This window comes from Flavobacterium sp. 28YEA47A (assembly GCF_041262125.1).
Classification (GTDB): domain Bacteria; phylum Bacteroidota; class Bacteroidia; order Flavobacteriales; family Flavobacteriaceae; genus Flavobacterium.
In genome coordinates, this window is sequence record NZ_JBGCCI010000008.1 from 39,231 (window position 1) to 59,166 (window position 19,936).

Annotated in this window: 18 protein-coding genes and 1 tRNA gene; 13 read left to right on the top strand and 6 right to left on the bottom strand. The window is 36.3% G+C overall.

Features of this window, described 5'->3' with window-relative positions; translation table 11 throughout:
- Nucleotides 1–4: 4 nt before the first annotated feature.
- From ABH942_RS12415 to ABH942_RS12465, 11 genes are all read left to right on the top strand, one after another.
- Entirely contained in the window at nt 5–262 is a 258-nt protein-coding gene (locus ABH942_RS12415) for a hypothetical protein (protein ID WP_056066510.1), read from the top strand.
- Nucleotides 263–1,084: 822 nt separating this feature from the next.
- The gene (gene tpx / locus ABH942_RS12420) at nt 1,085–1,582 is read left to right on the top strand and encodes a thiol peroxidase (protein ID WP_370032415.1); all 498 of its coding nucleotides are present in this window, start codon (nt 1,085–1,087) and stop codon (nt 1,580–1,582) included.
- A gap of 13 nt (nt 1,583–1,595) precedes the next feature.
- Nucleotides 1,596–1,970, top strand: coding sequence for a diacylglycerol kinase family protein (locus ABH942_RS12425; RefSeq protein WP_139999547.1), 375 nt, complete (start codon nt 1,596–1,598; stop codon nt 1,968–1,970).
- A 40-nt stretch (nt 1,971–2,010) separates the two neighbouring features.
- On the top strand, nt 2,011–4,476 hold the full coding sequence (locus tag ABH942_RS12430; RefSeq protein ID WP_370032417.1) for a DNA translocase FtsK: 2,466 nt from the start codon (nt 2,011–2,013) through the stop codon (nt 4,474–4,476).
- Nucleotide 4,477: 1 nt separating this feature from the next.
- Nucleotides 4,478–5,122 carry an outer membrane lipoprotein carrier protein LolA gene (locus ABH942_RS12435; RefSeq protein WP_370032419.1) on the top strand — a complete coding sequence of 215 codons (645 nt, stop codon included), beginning with the start codon at nt 4,478–4,480 and terminating at the stop codon, nt 5,120–5,122.
- Nucleotides 5,123–5,129: 7 nt separating this feature from the next.
- A complete protein-coding gene (locus ABH942_RS12440) occupies nt 5,130–6,590 on the top strand; it encodes an LptF/LptG family permease (RefSeq protein ID WP_370032421.1) in 1,461 nt (486 codons plus the stop codon).
- Nucleotides 6,590–7,726, top strand: a complete 1,137-nt coding sequence (gene ribB / locus ABH942_RS12445) for a 3,4-dihydroxy-2-butanone-4-phosphate synthase (protein WP_370032423.1) — start codon at nt 6,590–6,592, stop codon at nt 7,724–7,726. Before ABH942_RS12440 ends, ribB begins: the two co-directional genes overlap by 1 nt.
- 157 nt (nt 7,727–7,883) lie before the next feature.
- A tRNA-Ser gene (locus ABH942_RS12450) sits at nt 7,884–7,968 on the top strand.
- Nucleotides 7,969–8,245: 277 nt separating this feature from the next.
- Complete coding sequence (locus ABH942_RS12455; protein ID WP_370032425.1) at nt 8,246–8,440, top strand: Arm DNA-binding domain-containing protein; 195 nt, start codon at nt 8,246–8,248, stop codon at nt 8,438–8,440.
- A gap of 47 nt (nt 8,441–8,487) precedes the next feature.
- Nucleotides 8,488–9,060: a site-specific integrase gene (locus tag ABH942_RS12460; RefSeq protein ID WP_370032427.1), complete on the top strand. Its 573-nt coding sequence runs from the start codon at nt 8,488–8,490 to the stop codon at nt 9,058–9,060.
- Between the two features lie 249 nt (nt 9,061–9,309).
- Nucleotides 9,310–9,819: a hypothetical protein gene (locus ABH942_RS12465; protein ID WP_370032429.1), complete on the top strand. Its 510-nt coding sequence runs from the start codon at nt 9,310–9,312 to the stop codon at nt 9,817–9,819.
- 332 nt (nt 9,820–10,151) lie between these two features.
- Here ABH942_RS12465 and ABH942_RS12470 read toward each other — a convergent pair whose 3' ends face one another.
- The 4 genes from ABH942_RS12470 to ABH942_RS12485 are packed head-to-tail and all read right to left on the bottom strand — an operon-like array spanning nt 10,152 to nt 14,665.
- Nucleotides 10,152–11,735 (bottom strand): hypothetical protein, encoded by a 1,584-nt coding sequence (locus ABH942_RS12470; RefSeq protein WP_370032431.1) that lies wholly within the window; start codon nt 11,733–11,735, stop codon nt 10,152–10,154.
- A gap of 59 nt (nt 11,736–11,794) precedes the next feature.
- Nucleotides 11,795–12,220 (bottom strand): DUF6527 family protein, encoded by a 426-nt coding sequence (locus ABH942_RS12475; RefSeq protein ID WP_370032433.1) that lies wholly within the window; start codon nt 12,218–12,220, stop codon nt 11,795–11,797.
- On the bottom strand, nt 12,166–13,566 hold the full coding sequence (locus ABH942_RS12480) for a ThiF family adenylyltransferase (protein WP_370032435.1): 1,401 nt from the start codon (nt 13,564–13,566) through the stop codon (nt 12,166–12,168). Before ABH942_RS12480 ends, ABH942_RS12475 begins: the two co-directional genes overlap by 55 nt.
- Nucleotides 13,532–14,665, bottom strand: a complete 1,134-nt coding sequence (locus ABH942_RS12485) for a multiubiquitin domain-containing protein (RefSeq protein ID WP_370032437.1) — start codon at nt 14,663–14,665, stop codon at nt 13,532–13,534. The genes ABH942_RS12480 and ABH942_RS12485 overlap by 35 nt, the downstream gene beginning before the upstream one ends.
- 426 nt (nt 14,666–15,091) lie before the next feature.
- On the opposite strand from ABH942_RS12485, the gene ABH942_RS12490 reads away from it, so the two are divergent.
- Both ABH942_RS12490 and ABH942_RS12495 read left to right on the top strand, forming a co-directional pair.
- The gene (locus ABH942_RS12490; RefSeq protein ID WP_370032439.1) at nt 15,092–15,454 is read left to right on the top strand and encodes a helix-turn-helix domain-containing protein; all 363 of its coding nucleotides are present in this window, start codon (nt 15,092–15,094) and stop codon (nt 15,452–15,454) included.
- Nucleotides 15,438–16,319, top strand: coding sequence for an ImmA/IrrE family metallo-endopeptidase (locus ABH942_RS12495; RefSeq protein WP_370032441.1), 882 nt, complete (start codon nt 15,438–15,440; stop codon nt 16,317–16,319). The genes ABH942_RS12490 and ABH942_RS12495 overlap by 17 nt, the downstream gene beginning before the upstream one ends.
- A gap of 293 nt (nt 16,320–16,612) precedes the next feature.
- On the opposite strand, the gene ABH942_RS12500 is transcribed toward ABH942_RS12495, so the two are convergent.
- A complete protein-coding gene (locus tag ABH942_RS12500) occupies nt 16,613–17,299 on the bottom strand; it encodes a hypothetical protein (RefSeq protein ID WP_370032443.1) in 687 nt (228 codons plus the stop codon).
- Nucleotides 17,300–17,333: 34 nt separating this feature from the next.
- Nucleotides 17,334–19,934 carry a DEAD/DEAH box helicase family protein gene (locus tag ABH942_RS12505; protein WP_370032445.1) on the bottom strand — a complete coding sequence of 867 codons (2,601 nt, stop codon included), beginning with the start codon at nt 19,932–19,934 and terminating at the stop codon, nt 17,334–17,336.
- Nucleotides 19,935–19,936: the final 2 nt, after the last annotated feature.

A 19,936-nucleotide genomic window follows, 5' to 3' on the forward strand; every position in this document is an offset into this window, starting at 1 on the left:
AAATATGAAATTACCCGTTATCAAACATTTAACTCAATTTATTGAAGAAAACGATCAGGATTATATTATCGAAACAATCGAGGTGCTTGAGGCTTTGACCGAGGTTCCATCACTCAAAGATGAGGAACTGGATGTGATCGGGGAATTGATTTCTAATATGTACGGTGCGCTTGAAGTCAATAAGATGATAAAAGACGGTACAGATAAAAAGGAAGCGCTGAATAAATTTATGCAGCGGGTTCTTGGCTCCATTGACAAATAAATCCTTTTTGCCTTATAAAATTCGCTCTCTTTATGGGAGCGTTTTTTTTATTTTCTCTACATTTTTCAAATAACAGCTTTTGCAGCATTAAAAATTTGGAATATCCTGAAAAATCAATATGTTTGTAATGTAACCAACTTAGAAATCCTCTTTTTGTTATGACAAACAAATTGTTCCCTATAAAAAGTTTTTCTATTCTCCAGGCACCAGTTGCTGTAGGGTTGGCTCCTTTGGTGGCTAACCGAACTGTATTTCAAATTCGCAAATCTAAAATCATCTTCCCGAATTTTTAAGCACCCGCGAGTGTGCTTAAAAAAACCTGAATCTATACCGCTATATTTTTAGCAGGCATTCTCATGCCCGCCCCTAACTCGCAGGTATATTTTTCTATAGGTTGTACTATTTCGTTAATATACAGTTTTATTCATAACCATTAAAAAGTTACAATCATGGCTAAAGGAAAAAATTTAAAAGCCCCGACAGTTGATTTAAAAGAAAAGAAGCAAGAAAAAATAAAACAAAAATTAGAGGCCAAACAAACCCGTAAGCGTAAATAAGCCCGGCTTATAAAGCCATAAACAAGAAAGTCCCTTGCAAAAAACAGCAAGGGACTTTTATATTTTCCTTCCAAGACAAATCAGTATTTGTCACTGCTATTCTGTATTTTAAATCATATCATGATACAAGCCTGCATTACTTTTTCTGATATAATCTATCTGCATGCAAATTGCCTGCCCTTCTATGATATGGGAGAGTTTTTTATTTTCAGTCCTTTTAACAAATATATTTTTCATACTTTTGAACCTTATAAAATTTAAAAAAATGGCAACAGTAACATTAGGAGGAAATCCAGTAAAAACAAGCGGTGAATTACCAAAAGTAGGTTCAAAAGCACCTGATTTTAAATTAGTGAATAAAGATTTGGGCGTTGTGTCGCTTTCTGATTTTGCAGGAAAAAAATTAGTCCTGAATGTTTTCCCTAGCATTGATACTGCAACTTGTGCTACTTCTGTCAGAAATTTTAATGCTAAGGCAAGCGGCTTGGAGAATACTACTGTACTTTGTATTTCAAGAGATCTGCCTTTTGCACAGAAACGTTTCTGTGGTGCGGAAGGATTGGACAATGTAGTCAACCTTTCTGATTTCAGAGATGGAAGTTTTGGGAAAAGCTACGGATTGGAAATTGCTGATAGTGCTTTGGCAGGACTGCATTCCCGTGCAGTTATCGTTCTTGATGAAAACGGTACCGTACTTCATACAGAACAGGTTTCTGAAATTGCCAATGAGCCTAACTACGAAAGTGCCTTGGCAGTACTATAAATTATAACACGATATGAAGACAGACCATTCTTTTGTAACCGGCAGGCTAAAAAGCTTTAAGTATGCCATTCGTGGTGCATACAAACTAGTTTCGACCGAGCATAGTATTATGGTTCAGTTTTTTCTGGGAATTGCAATAACAGTTGCGGGATTTTATTTTAATATTTCTAAAACGGAATGGCTGTTCCAGACGATGGCAATTGGACTGGTCTTAAGTATCGAGGGACTGAATACGGCTGTAGAAAAAATAGCCGATTTTATTCATCCCAATTTTCATGACAAAATTGGTTTTATAAAGGATGTCGCTGCCGGAGCCGTATTTTTTGCTGCGGTCGCCGCCATTGCTGTTGGCCTAATCATATATATACCGAAATTTCAAAATTTGTAGAAAATTTATTTATTTTTACATCTAATCATCTCCTCTTTTAATGGCTAAAACGACAAAAAAAGAAACAGCTGGCAAGACGGATTCTCAATCTTCTGAGAAAAAAACATGGAAACTGACTAGACAGCACAAAGTAATCTTTGGAGCTTTATTAGTCTTGTTTTCCATTGCCCTATTGCTTGCTTTTATATCCTTCTTCTTATATGGTCAATACGACCAAAGTGCTGTAGATGCTTTGGCTGACCGATCAATAGAAGTCCAAAATTGGTTAGGAAAATTTGGTGCTTACCTTGCTAATTTATTCTTATACCAAGGATTTGGTGTCGCTTCATTTCTTTTGGTACGATTATTTTTTATAACCGGAATGTATCTCATATTGGATTTGCCGGTAAAAAAACTTAAAAATACCTGGTTTTGGGATTTGTTTGCCATTATCATTATCTCAATATTATTTGGATTTTTTGCCGATTTTCTGCCTGAATTAGGTGGTGTGATTGGTTTCGAAATGAATCTTTTTATTCAGGATTATCTTGGAAAAGCAGGTACCTTGCTACTATTGGTTTTTGGGCTTCTTGTTTATTTGATCTTTAAGATGAAAGTTTCGCCGGACAGCATCAAGAACTATTTCGAAGCCAAAAAGAGAAAAGCCGAAGAAGAAGCTATAGCAGAATCTGTTGTCGCTCCAGTTGCAGTAAAAGAATTGACAGACGAAATTCTGGAAGAAGATATTATTGAAGAAGAGGATGAAGAGGAAATTGAAGAGCCTACTCTAAAACCTGTTTCCCAGTTTGAAATCAATAAGGAAGCATTAAAACCTACAATTAATAATCCATCGCATATAACAATCGAACCTATTGTTAAACCTCCGGTAGCTCCCGTACATTCGCACGAACCGGAAATTATCGAAACAAATGATGATGCTTTCGTAATCGAGAAATTTGCCGATGAAGACACGGTTATTGAGAACCTGGCATCAAAATTAGTTGCTGACTTTGGAGAATTTGATCCAACACTGGATTTATCGAATTATAAATTCCCAACCCTGGATCTTTTAAAGGAATATTCCAATGGAGGAATTACAATCAATCAGGAAGAACTTGAGGAAAACAAAAACAGGATTGTTGAAACATTACGAAACTATAAAATTGAAATTGCCCAAATCAAGGCTACAGTTGGTCCTTCTGTAACATTATATGAAATTGTTCCGGAAGCCGGTATCCGAATTTCAAAAATCAAGAGCCTGGAGGACGATATCGCCTTGTCATTATCCGCTTTAGGAATTCGTATCATTGCACCAATTCCTGGAAAAGGAACCATTGGTATTGAAGTACCAAACAAGACTCCAACAATGGTTTCTATGAAAAGTGTTATCGGAGCTGCAAAATTCCAGGAGGCAGAAATGGAACTTCCAATTGCGCTTGGTAAAACAATTTCTAACGAAACGTTTGTTGTTGATTTGGCCAAAATGCCTCACCTTTTGATGGCGGGTGCTACCGGACAAGGAAAATCAGTCGGATTGAATGCCGTATTGACTTCATTGCTTTACAAAAAACACCCGGCCGAAGTAAAATTTGTCTTGGTCGACCCTAAAAAAGTAGAACTTACATTGTTCAACAAAATAGAACGCCATTATCTTGCCAAACTTCCTGATACGGAAGAGGCTATTATTACAGATAATGCTAAAGTAATCAATACATTGAATTCGCTTTGCGTTGAAATGGACAACCGTTATTCTTTATTAAAAGACGCCATGGTGCGTAACATTAAAGAATATAACGAAAAGTTTAAGCTAAGAAAACTAAATCCGGAAAACGGACACCGATTCTTGCCTTATATCGTTTTGGTAGTGGATGAATTTGCGGATCTTATCATGACTGCTGGTAAAGAAGTCGAAACTCCTATTGCAAGGCTAGCGCAGTTAGCAAGAGCAATTGGTATTCATTTGATTATTGCAACGCAAAGACCATCGGTTAATGTTATTACAGGTATAATCAAAGCGAACTTCCCTGCAAGGATTGCTTTCCGCGTTACTTCAAAAATAGATTCCAGAACTATTTTAGATACGCAGGGTGCCGATCAGCTTATTGGACGCGGGGATTTATTATACACCAATGGTAACGATGTAATCCGCGTACAGTGCGCCTTTGTAGACACACCAGAAGTAGAAAAAATCACCGAATTTATAGGCTCGCAAAAAGCCTATCCTAACGCATATCTCCTTCCTGAGTATGTTGGGGAAGAAAATGGCATTAAACTTGATGTGGATATATCCGAAAGAGATTCTATGTTCAGGGAAGCTGCCGAAATCATTGTTACAGCACAGCAAGGTTCAGCCTCATTGCTACAACGCAAGCTAAAGCTAGGTTACAACCGTGCCGGAAGATTAATTGATCAGTTGGAAGCCGCTGGAATTGTGGGCCCTTTTGAGGGAAGCAAAGCCAGAAGCGTTAACATCCCGGACTTGAATTCTCTTGACCAATTCTTTAACAATGAGCAAAATGATTTTTAAAATGAAAAGGTTATTACCCATTATTGCATTATTTTTTATCTCCATTACTATCCAGGCACAGAACAGCCAAAAAGCGAGAACTCTGCTGGACGAAGTATCTGCCAAAGTAAAAAGCTATGATAATATTTCTATTGATTTCAAATATTCCTTGACGAATCCGAAGGAAAATCTGAATCAGGAAAGCAAAGGAAATGTTATCATGCAAGGCAATAAATATGTATTGAACTTCATGGGAGTAACTAAAATTTACGACGGAAAAAAAATATATAATATTGTTCCTGAAGACGAAGAAATAAGCATTTCAAAATTTGACGAAAATGAAGAAGATGCAGTAACGCCTTCAAAAATGCTGACATTTTTTAACCACGGATTCAAATATTCCTGGGATATACTGCAAAACGTACGTGGTAGAAAAATTCAATATGTGAAATTAGTTCCTACCAGCTCTAAAGACGAAAGAAAAGAAATCTATCTGGGCATAGATGTACAGACAAAACACATCTATAACCTTATGGAAGTAGGAAAGAATGGATCAAAAACTACAATCACTGTTAATTCTTTTAAAACCAATCAGCCATTATCAAAAAATCAATTTACCTTTGCGGAAAGTAAATACCCTAATTACTATATCAACAAACTAGATTGATACATCGGTGAAAATTCTTGACAGATACATTCTAACGACATTCCTGAAGACATTAGCTACGGTTTTTGTAATTCTTTTTTTCATTTTCATCCTTCAGGCTGTATGGCTTTTTATCGCTGATTTGGCCGGAAAAGATCTGGATGTACTTCTGATTGTAAAATTTCTTTTGTTTTACTCTCCAAAGATGATTCCTCTGGTTTTGCCGCTTTCCATATTGCTGGCTTCTATTATGACTTTTGGAAATCTTGCTGAGAACTACGAATTTGCGGCCATGAAATCCTCTGGAATCTCACTTCAGAGAGCCATGAAAAGCCTAATGGTATTTATCGTTTTTTTAAGTATCATAGCTTTCTTTTTTGCTAACAATATTATCCCGGCAGCAGAATATAAATTCCTAAATCTTCGAAAAGACATTGCCCAGACCAAACCCGCTATGGCTATTGCAGAAGGACAATTTAGCGATGTGGGTGAATATAACATTAAAGTCAACAAAAAATCAGGAGACAAAGGTGAAAAACTAAGCGGAGTTACTATTCATAAAAAAGCAGCCAACGGTATAGGGAATAATATTGTCATCAAGGCTAAAAAGGGTTTATTGGTAAATCAGGAAGAGTCTTCTATGCTTCAGATGATATTATTTGATGGTAATTATTACGAAAATATTATTCCAAAAAAATACGAAGAACGCAATAGAGTACCTTTTATCAAGGCTTCTTTTAAGAAGGACATTATCAACATCGACCTATCCAAATTGACTACTGTTGGAGACGAATCTAGTATTACAAACACCAACACTATGCTTAATGTAAGCGAACTTACTTATACTCTGGATTCGCTTCACAAAAACTTCAACAAAGATTTGGTTTCTTTTGCAGAAAATATCTACCAAAGAAGCGGAATTATTAATTATAAAGATCATAATGCTGTTGCTGCCGTAACTAAACCTAAAAAGGATTCTGTTGTAACAGACTTATTAAGTGTTTTATCAACAGCCGAAAAATCAAGGGTACTAGAAATTGCTGTAGGTAACCTGGAGAGTGCAAAATTCTCAATTGAAGGAACAAAGCAAGAAATGGAATTCAAACAAAAAAATATCAATAACCATTGGTTGGCTTTGTATGAAAAATTTGTCATTGCTTTCTCCTGCATGCTCATGTTTTTTATTGGAGCTCCATTAGGCGCTATTATCCGAAAAGGAGGATTGGGATTACCTATTGTATTCGCTGTCCTTATTTTTATTACGTTCCATTTTATCAATACTTTTGGGCGAAAACTGGCCCAGGAAAACGGAATCTCGCCCTTTTTAGGCTCGTGGATGTCCTCGTTTATTTTGTCACCTTTAGCTATCTTGCTGACCTACAGAGCTACAAATGACATTGGATTGATCAACATGGATATCATCCTCTCACCTATTCAGAGAGTATTCCAGAAACTATTCAGAATTAAAAACAACAACACACCAAAATAATGTCCGAGAATAAAATTACAAAGCTTAATACTATAGAAGAAGCGATTGAAGATATCCGTCAAGGAAAAATCATCATTGTCGTTGATGATGAAGATCGCGAAAACGAAGGTGACTTTATTGCCGCTGCAGAAAAAGTGACTCCTGAAATGATTAATTTCATGGCAACTCACGGCCGCGGACTTATATGCGCTCCCCTAACCGAAGCTCGTTGCAAGGAATTAGACCTCAACCTGATGGTTACCAATAACACGGTACTGCATGAAACCCAATTTACAGTTTCTGTTGACCTTATAGGTCATGGTTGTACAACAGGTATTTCCGTTCATGACCGCGCTAAAACCATACAGTTTTTAGTTGACGATAATACCAAACCGGAAGATTTGGGCCGACCAGGACATATTTTCCCTCTAAGAGCAAAACAAGGCGGTGTTTTAAGAAGAACAGGCCATACTGAAGCTGCTATTGACCTGGCACGTCTTGCCGGACTAAAACCAGCCGGAATCCTTGTAGAAATCCTAAATGAAGATGGTTCTATGGCGCGTTTGCCACAACTGTTTGAAGTAGCTAAAAAATTCGACCTGAAAATCATTTCTATCGAAGATTTAGTGGCTTACAGAATGCAGCATGACAGTCTTATCCAAAAGAAAGAAGATTTCGAGATTGAGACCCGTTTTGGTACATTCCGTTTAAGAGCTTATCTACAAACCACAAACAAGCAGGTTCACCTGGCCCTTACCAAAGGAAGTTGGAATATTGGAGAATCAATATTAACCCGTATCAATTCAACTCAGGTCAATAATGATATATTAGGCACGCTTACAAACGATCCGGATCAGAAACTGGAAAAAATGTTCGAAAAGATCAATGAAGAAGGCAAAGGTGCTATTTTATTTATTAATCAGGAAATCCAGCCTATCGAGCTCCTAAATCGCATTACAGAACTAAAGGGATTGCAAGAAAAAGGAGTTTTTAAGGCGCCACAATTAAAAATGGACAACAAAGATTTTGGTATTGGTGCACAAATCCTGCATGATATCGACATCACCAACATCCGATTATTATCCAATTCTGAGCAGACAAAACGTGTTGGAATGATTGGATATGGTTTGGAAATTATGGAATACGTCGAATTCTAGAAAAATAAAAGAATTTTATTTTTGGTGTAAACACTAGAAAATGAAATAATTAAAAATGTTGCTAAAAAATGTTTTGAATTTTACATCCAAAATGTTTTGAAACTCAAAAAAGGTTTCTATATTTGCACTCGCAATCAGGAAATGATAGCAACATATTGGAGAAATGGCAGAGTGGTCGATTGCGGCAGTCTTGAAAACTGTTGACTGTAACAGGTCCGGGGGTTCGAATCCCTCTTTCTCCGCTGAATAAAATCCTAAATGGTATCAAAACCTCGAAAATCCTATGATTTTCGAGGTTTTTTGCTTTTACAGACTTTCAAAATTTATCATCAAATCTTATCGCTAAAGGGACTAAATCAAGGCCCTAACAAAAACTAAGAAATTAGGGTCTCGCTAAAATCCCTTAACCCATGCAAACATTGGGTTTGCGAATAAATTAAATAGCTAGTTCATTCAGCAAACATCTTGTTTGGCTTGGATTAGGAATTTAAATTGATAAATAATTAATCAGTCAGTAAAATGAAAGCGAAAGTAAGCCTGCATTTCTATGCAAAATCCACCAAAGCGAATACCAAAGGGCAATTTCCAATTTATGTCCGTCTAACCGTAGATGGAAATAGAACCGAATTCAGCACTAAGAAATTTATTGAGCCTTCCCGCGATGGTCATCTGAAGCATCGAAAGCGAAAGGCACGACAGAGGAAGCCCGTTTAATAAATAGTTATCTTGATGTTATAAAATCCAAAGTATTGGATATTCAAATGGAATTAATCCATAAGAATGAAAATCTAAGCATTGAGAACTTTAAAGAATTGCTTTTTGGCTCTGATGAGAAACAGCGTATGCTTGTACCAATTTTTCAAGACCATAATAATAAGATAAAAGAATTGGTAGGTAAAGAATATGCTCCCGGAACATTAGAACGCTACACCACTTCTTTAAAGCACACTATCGAGTTTTTGGAATGGAAGTACAATGTTTCAGATATTGAGATTTTTAAAATAAACCATGCATTCATTACTGATTACGAATTTTATTTAAGAAGCGTTAGAAATTGTTCCAATAATAAGGCGGTCAAGTACATTAAAAATTTCAGCAAAATAATCAAGATTTGTTTAGCTAGCGATTGGCTTGAGAAAAATCCATTTGCAAACTATAAAGCAAAAGTTAAAGAGGTTGAACGGGTTTATTTAACAGAAGAAGAAATACAGGAAATCATCGAGAAAGATTTGGAAAATGACAGGCTTTCATTAGTTCGTGATATATTCCTTTTTAGCTGTTTTACAGATCTTGCTTATATCGATGTAAAGAACTTAAATAAGCATTGGCATTGATGGCGATAAATGGATTTTTACGCATCGTCAGAAAACGGAAAGTGCTTCAAAAATTACTATCCTGCCAGTTACTCAAATGGTAATTGATAAATATGAAAATCATCCGCAATGTATTGGAGAAGGTAAATTGCTTCCTATTGTGTTTTCGTATTGGGTGGCGAAATTGGGAAGTTCCTGCAAAAGCAACAGCCACATAAAGCCCTCATTCTGATTAAAGGTAATAAGCATAGTTCAAAATCGCAACTGGCCATGCAGATTGCCAATGCTTTTGGAGAAGAAGAAATACCTGTTGCCTACATTGATTATGAGCAAGGCGGTATCGAAAGCAAAGATAATTTAGACAGTATAAACAGGAATACAACTGAGAAAGGAAGACGGTATGTAGCCATAAAAGGTTATTTGGAAAAACCATTTGAGGAATTGCAGGATTTCTGCAAAATAGTCAAGGTCATAATAGCGGATTCGGTTACTGATTTAAAAATTACTGCCGACCAACTCAACTATTTAAGAACTACTTATCCGAAAATAATATGGTGCTTCATTTCACAGGTAAAAGAAAATGGAGCAATGTATGGCGGTAATAAAATGGCACACAATCCGACCTCTGTAATTCATTGTTCCTCGCATCCTGACCCTAAAGAACGTTTTGCAACACTGGAGAAAAACCGGGGCAATGACCTCACTTTGAAATACTCGATGTACTACAAGAAGGTAGTCAACGAGCCCAAAAAAAGAAAATTATCCTTTAAAGTCAAATAATTAAATTCAAAATCATGGTAAGTAAAAAAGCAAAATCGAAAAGCAAAAAAAGAATCTCCGCAAAAAAAGGCTATGCAGTAGTGTAATCAAGCGAGAAGGTGTGAAAAAAGACGGAACATTGAAGAAAGGTTATCGCTATGTCAAAGGCGGTAGAGTTGTGAAAGCGAAAGCGAAAAAGTAGTTTAATTGTTTGGTTGGGAAAGCCGTGTTGCAGAAATGTAGAACGGCTTTTTTAACACAAGATTTTTAATTAAGGCTTTATGGGCACATAAGAAAACAATTATTCATTATCCCTACCCATTATAAACTCATCTACTTTTTCAAAGTATAAATCATAATTTAAACCAACTTTTGTAAGTCCCGTCCATAAAGCAGTCATAAGCTGTTCGGTTTCTCTTATAAGCGATTTCTCTTTCATTGAAATTAAGGATAATTCCCCTTGCAGCAAATATTCTTTTAATTCCTTCGGACAATTCGGAATTTCCTCGGCTATCCGTGTTCTTAATAGCTTCAATTGTTCTTTCTCGATCTGCTTCAAATTTTGATTCAAGCGCTCGCTTTCCTCCGATAATGTCGTTTGGACTATTTTCTGTTGCTTTTCTAAATCCTGCTGCAAGATCTTCAAATCTTGATTGTTCTTTGTTATGAAGTCGTTCAAATTTGATTGAAATATTTCCTCTGTCTCTGATAACAGTCTCGATTCTTTCATCAGTTGTTCGGATTTTATCTCCAATTGCTTTCGACTCTGCGTCAAGCGCTCTCTGTTTTCCTTCAACGTTTCCGAATTCTTCGCTAAGTTCTTCAATTTCTCTTCTTCGATCTTCAATGCTTCCTTTCTCTGCAAGATATCGTTGCTCCAGTTCTGAGTCTTTTCGCCTAACTTCTGCTTCAGTTGCTCCAAGTTCGACGTTGAATTGTCTTTCGTCTTCTTCAATCGCTGCAATCTGCTCTGAATATCGTCTTTCAACTCGTCCTCGATGCTCAGCTCGTAGCGCTTCCAGTCTTGCGAGATCTCGGCTTGTGTTTCCCGCAACTCTTGATAGCTCAGATCTAAATTCTTGCTCAGTACCTCGGTAGTATTGAGATTCCAAGCACCTTGTAATCGCTCGTATAAGATTTTTAATTTGGCTTTCTCTGCAGGCGAAAGTTTCTCTGAAAAATCCCATCTCGACTGCATCAGTTGATGAAATTCCTTCTCGATCTGCTTTGGAAAGGTGTAAATAATTGGTGGTTTGTTCGACATGATTATAAACCCATTTGGTGTGTTGTGTAATTTCTAGGCTCTTGGCAATATTTTCGGGAGAATCTTTTGGTACCGTGATCTGGATTGTATCAATTCCCAAGCGTTTCAGCTTCACCCTTTTTTCATCATTTATTTTGTGATTGACGACAATCTCTATCAGCAGTATGGGCTTTCCATGCACGTCAAAAAAAGTAATATCTGGTCGTATCAGCAAATACTTTTCATCAATCTCCAGATTTTTGCCCCATTGCACCTGACCGTTGTCATCCTCATAAAAACTAAGCTCCGCCTTAACAGAATGGCTTTCCACGAATTTCGACTCCTCCAGCAGGATCTTTGAACTGCCATCCGGCGAAAATTTATAAAGGTTCGGAACCTTGATCCGTTTGGTTCTCGCCAGGATGTCCATCGCCAAGCGGTGCCTGAAATCTTGGTTGCTGAACGTACATTTCCTTTCAATCTTCACATCCTTAGCATCGTGCCTGAAATAAGATCGGTAATGTTCCACCTTAAAATGCACGGCCTGCATTTCTTCATCGCATCCCAGGCACCAATACCCCTTACGGCCACTCTCAACATCAAGTATGAATTTAATATCGCCCTTGATGTTTTTGGCATATTCGTTCTGGTCTTCCTTTTGTCGCTGGTTTTCCATCTTATTTCTTTCAGTCATAATTGGTTGCACTTTCAAATATAGTAATTTAAAAAGCCACTTTTACAGTGGCTTTTCTATTAGACCCACTTAACGTTTCCGTCGATTATCCAAAAATGGCTTTTACACCCAACAGTTCTCCATATTGACGGATGAACATTTATGATTCCGTTGTCAGTTACTCTAAAATGCCATTTTGGAGAAGCATCGCCCAAAAGGTTGAGCAGGATATTTTCTTTGCATCCACATGGGCATTTAAAGGCTAAAAGTTCTGGCTCATTGCCATCTTGTATCACAAAAATAGAGTTATCCGCTATGATTTCCGGTAAATCCTCTGCAACATCAACATGATAAAATGAGGTAGCTTCCGGCGGCTGTATTGTCTGGGGCTTGCTGCCCAACACAAAGTGCCACAAACTGCTTAACCATCCCGATATTTTAGACAGCAGTTTCATCGTAGTTCCATCATTCTCAAAAACGGACGGCAGTCGCCACGGCCAACCCATTTGGCAGCAGCGCTGTCTTGCTCAAATTCATCCTCTGCCTGATTGATGATACATCCACCGGTATAATCCATCATAATCCTTGCATAGTTTTCCGGATCTTCATCTTTAAAGGGATGAAGTCGGTTCAAGAGCTCATTAACAGCCATGCTGCTGATCTGCATATTGATGCTGATAACCGCAGGCCGGTCAACATTGGCATTATGCACATAGCCTTGCTTCTCAAGCGCCGCAAAGTCTTCAGGACTCTGTCGGCGTAAAGCTTCATCGGCCAACCTTTGCGAATTGTAAAGCCCCCTGCTGAACAAAGTCGAACATCCGGGTTGAATATAATGGATACTAGCATTGATCGCCTTAATTCCTCCGGCTCCGTCAGCATCAAGTCGCACGCCAAGGTCAAAATATGGAACAAGATAAAAATTGCTCAGCTGTGACATCAAGTGCCTACCATCCACACTATCCACACAACCGCAAATCACGTCACAGCCAATCAACGTTTCCAACGCTTCACGGCTATCATAGAGATTTACATTGTATCGCTCTACAACGGTACCCAATCCAATTTTACCGATTGAATCATAAAGGACATCAGTTTTAAATCGGCTGTTTTCAGCATCTTCCATAGTGGTGTTTAAAATGCGGTTGAGATTTTTTTTCTCCACGGTATCGGGATCAACGATAACTATCGTGCCCACCCCCAAACGCACGAGTTGTTCGATCGTAGGACTACCGGTACCCGAACAGCCAATTATACCAATCTTCATCTGACGTAGTTTATTATACGTCTCATCACCAAATGCCTGCCTGGTCCGCAACGAAAAATCATCTTCAACCGCCTTTTTGTTTTCAAAGATTTTGATGACGTTACCGGCAACCGATATTTTTTCAATAGGAAATGTTCTTAAATCATGCGTGAACACCCTGCCAAAAATGCTGCCATCAGGAACCATCACAGCAGAAGCATGCACACCATCATAATCACACCAGCCAAAGACGGAGGTAAATAATTCGCTGTCCGATTGATCATCAGTTTTTGAAAACTGTGGATAACCCGTTGGGTGGCTATGGATTTTCAATATTGCCAAGTTGTGTTTTTCGGCTTCCTCTAAAAATGGAATGATGCGCTCCGTCTTCCAGTTAACGAAAAGGGCATCACGTTCACATTCATCATGGGGTATGAGTTCAATTTTATGCGTAAGCAAGACAGATATACCATCTCTTTCATACCGTCCACACAAAGCGACGGCAACGGCCTCTTTCCCGTCTCCGGGAAAGAGATGCTGCTGAAGACTTTCATAGTGCTTACCCGCAATCCTAAGCTGATAATGCACGGCTTGGTCTTTTTTCAAATTCATTCAACAACCAAAAATCCGCCAAAGGAATATGGGTACTCAAATTATCAACATCTGCGCGCCACGGATTCGCTGATGTCCTATGACGTGACCACTGCTGATAAGACTTTCCGTCAAGCACATGCGGGGTTAAAGCACCGATAGGCTGCTGATCTGCTCTGCTCAATGCTGGGTAGAAATAAACCATATCCAATCCTGCTGTCGGATAACCACCAGTCATCCTGATGGCCATCGACGCACTTTCAACATTATAACCCGGAGCAATTGGATAGTTATGCACAATCACCCAATTTTGGTTCGCCAACATCGCAGCTTCCCAAGGCAATTGCAAACTATTCAGATAGGTTTCATCCTCTTCCAACAGGTCAAATTCACGCCTAAGGACGGCTTCCTCACCTTCTGTTTGGTCAAGAGGAATGGTCTTGAATTTCTCAACGCCCGGGTCAGTAAAACAAACCTTTTGGTCGTTCTTGATTGTCACGACGCGGCCGTCTTTAAACTTCTGACGCAATTGAAACCTGTCCGGAGGTGTCTTGTGCGTTAGCATAAGGATTTCCTTTCCTGTCAGGCATTCCTCATCAACAATGTACGGTTCACGATCAATCAGGATTTTATACTTGCAGTCAGGCGGAACGGGTACCCCATTTTGGCAATGCTCATGAACATCGATAATCTCAACTTCATAAGAGACAAATCTGGCGCCATTCTTTATGGCTACTTTGTGCTCCCTATCATTTTTGTAGCCTATTTCCACTTCGCCATCCTGCTGTACCAGATAAAAGTCTTTAACTACTTTTCCGGCAGCAGCCAGAATTTTGTTCGGTGTCGAGAACGCTTCAGACATATCAACCGGCTTCTCATTTACAAAGATGGTCAACTTTCCGTATGGCTTTGCATAAAAGCCTTCAAGACCCGCGCCGTGCAGATCGGTAACTTCTGTCAATTCAATTGGCTCATAGCCATTTTCATTGACTTTAATCAGCAATTCATAATCTTCTACTGGCTCAAGACCTCCTGCTAACAGAACTTCTTTTCCTGTAATTTTTGAATTCTTGGATTCAAACAATTTGTCGTTTAATTTAAAGCTATTTTTCATAATTCGCTAGATTTACCGTCTCCCGACTTTTAGTGAATATTTAAGTTTACCTCCTTTTACTGTGGTGGCGGAGTACTTTATGCCATCAAAGTGCTAAAAAAATCGGGGTGACTTGTATAGTTTAAATAAACTTCTAACTTTGTAACCACGAAAAAAGGGTTGACTTAGGTGATAAGCCTGTCAATAAGAAGTCCGCAAAAACTTTATCCCTCGTATGTAACCCAGCACCGGTGCAAACGGTTCTGGGTTTTTTTAATTTATTTTGTTATCATTTGACATAACTAATTTTAGATTGAGTACTTATTACGTTGCAAATATATGCAATCTAATTTTATCAAACAAGTAGCTTGATAAAATTTTCTAAAAAAAATTAACATAGTCTTTGATATAATTAATATCTTTAATAACTTTGTAAAAAATATAACCATGGAAACTTTAGGCAAAACCTTGAAAAGTACGCGTGAAAACGTTTCCCTAACCCTTAAGGACGTTGAAAACGCAACCGGTATATCTAATGCTTATCTAAGTCAGTTAGAAAATGAAAAAATTAAAAAACCATCCGCTAGTATACTATATAAGTTAGCGAATGTTTATAAAATTGATCTAAACGTATTACTTCATGCAGCTGGTATTATTGAAAAAAGTGATGATACTGAGCCTCCAAAGCAAACATTTTTCGAAAAAGAGATAGCTTTTTATAAAGATAAACTCACAGATGAAGAAGCACAAGACGTTGTTGATTTTATTAAATTCTTAAGATACAAGAAAGCTAATGATTCTACACTCTAAAAAAGACATAGACAATATTTCTTATGACATTTTAAAATCATCTAAGTCGCTTGATGTTTTTCCGACTCCAGTCGAAAAAATTGTTCAGCATTCAGAGCTTTATATTGCAGGAGGCATTGATTTAAAATCGTTAGAAAAAAAATACAAAAGTTCTTATTTTTCCGACGCATTAAAGTCGGGGTTATCAAAAATCCGTGGATTTTTAGACCGCCGCGAAAAAGTTATTTATCTTGATATGGATCAGATAAGTAGCAGAAAGAACTTTGTTACACTTCATGAAACCGGCCATAATGTACTTCCATGGCAAAGTAAAACTTTAGAGTTTTTAGATGATGATGAAACTTTAGACCCTGATACACAAGAAGAATTTGAACAAGAAGCAAACTATTTTGCCTCTGTAACACTTTTTCAAAATGATCGCTTTGAAAACCATGTGAAAAAATTTGAATTAGGTATGCCTTCTGTAATACAGTTGTCTAATCATTTTGGAGCATCTGTACATGCTACTTTTAGACGTTATGTTGAGGAATCAAAATTTAGATGCGCTTTACTCATTCTTAAAAATTTATCGGAAAAAGGAAAAGTTGCTAATGGAGATTTTAGGAATGCGTTTCATTCAGAATCTTTTCTAAACAATTTTGGTTCAATTGAATGGCCTGAAAATTTTGGCTATAAATGGGAATTCATCAAAGACCATCTTTTCTTAAAGAAGAAGTGGAAGACTAATGGTTTAATTAATCTCAAAACTTTGAACGGTAATGTAGACTTTACTTACCATTATTTTGATAACACTTATAATGCATTCGTTTTAATTTTTCCTAAAGGCGAAAACAAGTCTACAAAAACCAAAATCGTTTTGAATTAATCAGTTCCACTAATGGAATATTAATTGTTAATCATAAACAATCGTGTTCAATCATCGAACATCTAATTTTCAATCGTTTTTGCAAGTAAATTTTATTTGATTATATTTGTTTTATAAGATTTCAAATTTTGCAAGTCAAAATAGAGGAGCAAAAGCGAGAACCTAGGATTATAAAAGTTTTTAAAACTCAACAATATCAAACGGTTAGAAATGGAAGACAATTCCCTCTTTCTCCGCGAAAAGCCCCGCTATCTATTGATATGCGGGGCTTATTTAGTTGACAATTTTGTTCTTTATAACCACTCTATTAATTTATTAAATGACCCAAAACGAAAATCCTCTGGAGTGTTTTGGCGTAAAATTCTATCTATATTATCATGTGTAAGCGGAAAGCCACAGGCATTACCATCTACAACCAGATTATTTGACACACCTTTTTCACTATTAACGCAAATCATCCAATACTCGAGACCTAAATCATTTGATGCGTCTATTAGAGTTCTAATTCCATGAGGACCATGAGGCCCGTTCCAAGATGGTCTCCTTGTAAACATCTTTACTAACCGAATAGCCTCTTCTTCACTCTTAAGTGGCATCCATAAAGTTGTAAGCTCAATCGCTTTCCACTTATCGCCAGTATTCCAAACATAATCTATATCAACCGAAACAATTTCTTCATTATTTAATATACAATCATAGCTACAACTAAATTCCTTTCCAGTTAACACATTTAATTCCGGAGTATCAGGAATTATATGTCTGTTTTCTTTAACCGAATAATCTAAAAAAATTGATTTTTTTCCAGAGGCACTTGTTGGTCTATTATCATCAGGTGAGTTGATTGAACAATGCTCTGACTTTTCGTATAAATACGAATTACTTGTTTTATTTTTTATTAGTACAATTGGCCATACCACATTTTCTTCACCGTATTTTTTAACAAGTGGGCTTATAAAAAGTTCATTTACGGAAGAAGTCATAAACGGATATTTGGGTTTCGTTTGTGCCATATAATTAACTATAAAGTATTTGTAGTTTATCTTTAAAATCTGTTTTACCTAAACTTTCATTGTAGAAAGGCATACCAATTAATCTGAACGTCTCGTTTTGAAATAATTCAACTTTTGCTTCATTCTCAATCTCTTTTAAGAAATCTTCTTTCCAACTATCTTTTTGAAGTAGATGCTCTCCTTTGGGCTCAATAAATAATTGATAGATAAGGTTTTCTTCTGTTTCTTTATCGGTCATAAATAATACATAATCTGGTTCCATAGCTTTACCATCACTAAACCTATATAATTTAAAAAAGCGTTCATTTCTAAGTAAATAAACCTCTTTAAATTTTTCCTGCAAACTATCAATTTCTGCATCTAAAAATTTGATCAAAAATTTCTCTTCTGAAGAACCATAGTTCTCATTGTAGACATACCAATCTTTAGCTGATAAATTAACATAAAACTTATCCGCTATACCGGGGCGCATTGTAGCTTTTCCAGTTTCGGCATCACCTTCATTAAGAGCAAATGAAAGCTTTTTATCCGTAAAATATTTTCTTATGGGTTCTCGATGGAACACCTTAGTTCCAATATAATCTCCAAACTTGATATTAATCTCATTTGCAATATCTCCAACAACACTTTTCGCAATTTGAAATTGGTTATGTAATGATAACTTTTGAACATCATCTACCAGTCCTGATACTGTTACAGTAACTTCTCCTAAATACTTTTTATCAGTTATAAAATCATCAACTGACTTTATAGAAGGGAAAAATCTTCTTAAATTGGCAAAGTAATAAAAGGGAAACGCATTTAAAGCTTTTTTTAATAAAGTAGTATCCCATGTCTTAAGCTGATAGTTTTGAAGTTTCCTATCGACTGGTTGCAAATACTTAATTTTTTCTTCATCAAAGATGATGGTTTCCTGCGATACAGATGTTTTAAGGCTATATGAGTGGTTTTTCTTAATATGCGGTTCATGGTACTCAAATAATTGATTTGGGTTGTTCTCAACTCGTTTATTTAGCATTATAAAACCAGATTTATAAAAAGAAGTTTCTTTAAAATCATTTTTTAATACTAAATCAACTTCCACCATTTCTTTTGGAATTATACCAATCTCTCTTAAAGCATTATTAAGTTCCTGTATGTATCGAGGATTATGTGAGCAATGGTAATGTAATGTTTCGCAAATTCTCAATTCATTCTCTATATCATTATCAAATTTACGTTTGTAACGTTCCTGTACCTCATCTGTAGTAAAAGGATAATATCTTGCTCCCCTTCCAATTAATTGTGCTTCTTGTATTGTTGTTTTACCTGGTTTACCTGCTTTTGCATCCCTTGTATCATATAAACGCACTATGTCGAACAAATTAAGCACATCCCACCCTTCATTTAATTTATCTACAGCAAATACAACGCGGTACTCATTATCAACATCCTCTAAACTATTAATAATGATTTGTTTCTCATCATTATCATTTTTAGAATTTACAGAAATTATTTTATCCTCAGAAAAATCATCTTTTAATTCATCTATAAGGTTATTCTCTGAAAGTCCTAAAGCATCAAAATATGTAAAGGCTTTTCGAATTGCTTCATTATTAAGACTCCTTAATACTTTTAACTTTTCAGAATTAAGTTTCTTAACAGCATCAATAAAGTTTAGCTCATTAATAGCACTTTCTGCTGTTGTATTAGACTTCATCATAACAACTGGTTTAATTAATAATCCATTTGCTGAAAAAATCTTCTTTTTATATTGGCTAATAATAATACTAACCAATGCTCTATCTATTACTTCAAAATCAATTTGGTTAGTTCTAACCTCTTTTGAATACCCGTCAGCTCTATACTGTGCTAAAGGATAATCAAAAAGTAATTTACTGTTATATTTTGCTGCTACCGCTGGATGTGATAACTCCAATGTGGCTGTAAATTCCATCATAACATTTTCAGCATTTGCATCAAAAATTCGCGCTACAGTAGTTTCCCAACTTCTGTTAATCTCTAATTCACTTCCTGCTAACTTTGTTTTTGTAAGAGTGTTAATATGATGTGCCTCATCCGAGATAAGCACAACTTTTCTATCAACAAAATCATCAAATGTTATACTATTTTCTTGAGGATTATTTAATCTTGTATGCAATCCCTGTATTGTTGAAAATAATATGTTTATATCATCTTCGTTAATACTTTCAAAATTCTGAACTTCTTTAACCTCAACATTTTTTCCATCAATATTTATAGTACTATAAAAAAGATATTTTGAAGATTTTTGATTTAAAAAATTCTCTTTTGTTTTCTGGATAATCGTATCGGTATTTACAAAAAAAATAAAGTTTCTGTATCCCAATTTATAAAGCTCTAATATAGTACCCGCCATTACCAATGTCTTCCCGCTACCAGTTGCCATGTGAAATAGCAGCTGTGTAGGTTTTCTACGCTTTTTATATTCATTTAGGTAATAATTGAATCGAGCAAATACTTCTATCTGATAAGGACGTAATTCAAACTTAAGATTTTCTTTTATTAATGGTGATATTCTTTCTTTGTCAATAACATCGTTCTCGACTAAAACATCAAAAATTTTGTCTAATCTGTCCTCGGCCATAA

Bases quoted from the DNA above. Each gene is read 5' to 3' on its own strand.
- ABH942_RS12415 (WP_056066510.1), top strand. From the start codon at position 5: ATGAAATTACCCGTTATCAAACATTTAACTCAATTTATTGAAGAAAAC.
- tpx (WP_370032415.1), top strand. From the start codon at position 1,085: ATGGCAACAGTAACATTAGGAGGAAATCCAGTAAAAACAAGCGGTGAA.
- ABH942_RS12425 (WP_139999547.1), top strand. From the start codon at position 1,596: ATGAAGACAGACCATTCTTTTGTAACCGGCAGGCTAAAAAGCTTTAAG.
- ABH942_RS12430 (WP_370032417.1), top strand. From the start codon at position 2,011: ATGGCTAAAACGACAAAAAAAGAAACAGCTGGCAAGACGGATTCTCAA.
- ABH942_RS12435 (WP_370032419.1), top strand. From the start codon at position 4,478: ATGAAAAGGTTATTACCCATTATTGCATTATTTTTTATCTCCATTACT.
- ribB (WP_370032423.1), top strand. From the start codon at position 6,590: ATGTCCGAGAATAAAATTACAAAGCTTAATACTATAGAAGAAGCGATT.
- ABH942_RS12455 (WP_370032425.1), top strand. From the start codon at position 8,246: ATGAAAGCGAAAGTAAGCCTGCATTTCTATGCAAAATCCACCAAAGCG.
- ABH942_RS12460 (WP_370032427.1), top strand. From the start codon at position 8,488: ATGGAATTAATCCATAAGAATGAAAATCTAAGCATTGAGAACTTTAAA.
- ABH942_RS12465 (WP_370032429.1), top strand. From the start codon at position 9,310: ATGCAGATTGCCAATGCTTTTGGAGAAGAAGAAATACCTGTTGCCTAC.
- ABH942_RS12470 (WP_370032431.1), bottom strand. From the start codon at position 11,735: ATGACTGAAAGAAATAAGATGGAAAACCAGCGACAAAAGGAAGACCAG.
- ABH942_RS12475 (WP_370032433.1), bottom strand. From the start codon at position 12,220: ATGGGTTGGCCGTGGCGACTGCCGTCCGTTTTTGAGAATGATGGAACT.
- ABH942_RS12485 (WP_370032437.1), bottom strand. From the start codon at position 14,665: ATGAAAAATAGCTTTAAATTAAACGACAAATTGTTTGAATCCAAGAAT.
- ABH942_RS12490 (WP_370032439.1), top strand. From the start codon at position 15,092: ATGGAAACTTTAGGCAAAACCTTGAAAAGTACGCGTGAAAACGTTTCC.
- ABH942_RS12495 (WP_370032441.1), top strand. From the start codon at position 15,438: ATGATTCTACACTCTAAAAAAGACATAGACAATATTTCTTATGACATT.
- ABH942_RS12500 (WP_370032443.1), bottom strand. From the start codon at position 17,299: ATGACTTCTTCCGTAAATGAACTTTTTATAAGCCCACTTGTTAAAAAA.
- ABH942_RS12505 (WP_370032445.1), bottom strand. From the start codon at position 19,934: ATGGCCGAGGACAGATTAGACAAAATTTTTGATGTTTTAGTCGAGAAC.